4 protein-coding genes and 1 pseudogene are annotated in these 2,019 nt (G+C 64.7%); 3 read left to right on the top strand and 2 right to left on the bottom strand.

What is annotated here, in order from left to right:
- Positions 1 to 423, bottom strand: a pseudogene (locus tag I5M_RS18230) (TRAP transporter substrate-binding protein); the annotation flags it as partial.
- 181 nt (positions 424 to 604) lie between these two features.
- Between I5M_RS18230 and I5M_RS18225 the strand changes: the two are divergent.
- From I5M_RS18225 to I5M_RS32805, 3 genes are all read left to right on the top strand, one after another.
- Complete coding sequence (locus I5M_RS18225; protein WP_022722709.1) at positions 605 to 910, top strand: 4a-hydroxytetrahydrobiopterin dehydratase; 306 nt, start codon at positions 605 to 607, stop codon at positions 908 to 910.
- A gap of 77 nt (positions 911 to 987) precedes the next feature.
- Positions 988 to 1,359: a YkvA family protein gene (locus tag I5M_RS18220; RefSeq protein ID WP_022722708.1), complete on the top strand. Its 372-nt coding sequence runs from the start codon at positions 988 to 990 to the stop codon at positions 1,357 to 1,359.
- Between the two features lie 230 nt (positions 1,360 to 1,589).
- Positions 1,590 to 1,754, top strand: a complete 165-nt coding sequence (locus I5M_RS32805) for a hypothetical protein (protein WP_159104006.1) — start codon at positions 1,590 to 1,592, stop codon at positions 1,752 to 1,754.
- A gap of 109 nt (positions 1,755 to 1,863) precedes the next feature.
- On the opposite strand, the gene I5M_RS31490 is transcribed toward I5M_RS32805, so the two are convergent.
- The coding region (locus tag I5M_RS31490) for a zinc-binding dehydrogenase (protein WP_148287901.1) at positions 1,864 to 2,019 on the bottom strand (156 nt) is incomplete at its 5' end.

Raw genomic sequence — 2,019 nt, 5'->3', positions numbered from 1 at the left:
GCCGGATTTCTTGGTCTTCGGCTTCTCGGACTTGGTTGTCGAGGCGGACTTGCCTGGCGCCCACAGCACCGCGAGGTTCTTGTGCAGCACCGCGACAGATTGGGCTGTCTTGGGGAGCGGCAGGTCGCCGCGGATCACCGCCAGGTCGGTGTCGCCGGCGCGGAGCGCGGAGGCGCTCGCAGCGGCGCTTTCGGTCGGGATCAGTTTGAGGCGGACGGTTTTGTGCTCGCGGGCAAAGGCCTGCGAAATCGCCTGGATGACCTTGAAGTCATCGCCGGCCTGTGGCCCGACCGCGATCCGCAGCGTCACCGGCCGCATTGCGAAGTAGTAACCGGCGCTCACTACGCCGACCAAAGCCAGGATGGCGCCTACCGCCAGCAGGGTGACGCGTTGACGCGCGGTACGAACAGGCGATTGCAGCATGGTTTCGGCGGGAGCCGTCGTGTCGGTCGATCGGGAAAAAAGCCGCGTCCTGTCCATCCGATCGGATGCCTCCCGTCAAGTCGCTTCGCCCCGCCGCCGGATTGTTCGCCGCCGACTCGCCATGGCTAGCGGTCGGCTTTGGCTGCATTATGGCTCTGCAGGTAACGCGGAGGAGAATGACATGGTACAGCCGCTCTCGGACCAACAAAGGCGTGAAGCGCTGCAAACACTGCCCGGATGGAGCGAGCAGCCGGGCGGCAAGGCGATCAGCCGGCGCTTCGTGTTCGGGAACTTTCGCGAAGCCTTCGGCTTCATGACCCAGGTGGCGCTGGCGGCCGAGCAGTCGGATCATCATCCCGATTGGCGCAACGTCTACAAGACCGTCGAGGTCGAACTCACCACCCACGATGCCGGGGGCGTCACGGCCCGCGACATCGCGCTCGCCGCCGTGATGGACAAGGTGGCGCGGCAGTTCGGTCTCGCCTGAGGCGGCGCGGCTTGCAGGGCCGGCGCCGCGTTCCCAAATGAGGGTTCTGAGCGCGTTGGCGCAGGAGATGGCGTGCGATGACGACTGATCACAGCGTGGGTTTCGAGCCGGCGGACAGGCTGGCGCAGGATCCCGAAACCTTGCGCAACCGGTTCTGGCGCAAGCTGAAGCTGGTCGCGGCCCATCTGCCGTTCGTGGAGGACGTCCTCGCTGCCTATTACTGCGCATTCGATCGGCAGACGCCGCGCCACGTTCAGGTCGCGTTGCTCGGCGCCATCGCGTATTTCGTGCTGCCGTTCGATTTCGTGCCGGACTTCTTGCCGATCCTCGGCTTCACCGACGACGCGGCGATCCTCGCCACCGCGCTCCGCATGGTCGCCAGCAACATCACCCCGGCGCACCGCGAAGCTGCCCGCGCAGCAATTCAGCGGGGTTTGGAAGAGGCGTAGTTCCTAAGCGTCGCGCGTTCGGTTAGTCGGCCGCTATCGGTGCATCCATCGACGGCCCCGGCCTCGACGGAATCGTACTACCTGCAATCTCGGTATGTTGATCCGCTCAGGCGCGTAGGACGGTTTGATCTCGCGTAATGAAATTCATGCCGGCTTGGCGAGGATCACTTGGCGGCGGCCCCGGCCGCAAGGCCGCGGTCAGCCCGATCATCAATGATTGGGAGGTCAAAATGGGTGAATCCGACGATCCGAAAGAGCCGGAAAATCACGTCGCAGGCGAGACCGCGAAGCTCGACTATCCGCCGCCGAAGCCTCCGCCGCCACCCCCACCGAAAAAGCCGGCGCCGGATCCGAGCAAGCCCGGTAACGCCGGCGACACAGCGAAGCTCGACTGAGTGATTAGTAGGATAGGTTAGCGCGTAGCGCGTAACCCATCGACTCACATGGCAAACGCGTAGTGGTGGGTTACGGCGCAAGGGCGCCTAACCCACCACTACAAGTCAATCACGGATGCAGGATCACCTTGCCCATGGCCTGACGGCCGGCGAGGACTTTCAGCGCGTCGGCGGTCTGCGCCAGCGGGAAGGTGCGGTCGACATGCGAGGAGATGTTGCCCTCAGCGGTCCACTGCACCAGCTTTCCAGATGGCGCGGTCTGGCC

The organism is Rhodopseudomonas sp. B29, assembly GCF_000333455.1.
Lineage (GTDB): Bacteria > Pseudomonadota > Alphaproteobacteria > Rhizobiales > Xanthobacteraceae > Rhodopseudomonas.
This window is presented reverse-complemented; position numbering and strand designations above follow the sequence as displayed.

Coding starts and splice junctions, on each gene's coding strand:
- I5M_RS32805 (WP_159104006.1), top strand. CDS start 1,590: ATGGGTGAATCCGACGATCCGAAAGAGCCGGAAAATCACGTCGCAGGC.
- I5M_RS18220 (WP_022722708.1), top strand. CDS start 988: ATGACGACTGATCACAGCGTGGGTTTCGAGCCGGCGGACAGGCTGGCG.
- I5M_RS18225 (WP_022722709.1), top strand. CDS start 605: ATGGTACAGCCGCTCTCGGACCAACAAAGGCGTGAAGCGCTGCAAACA.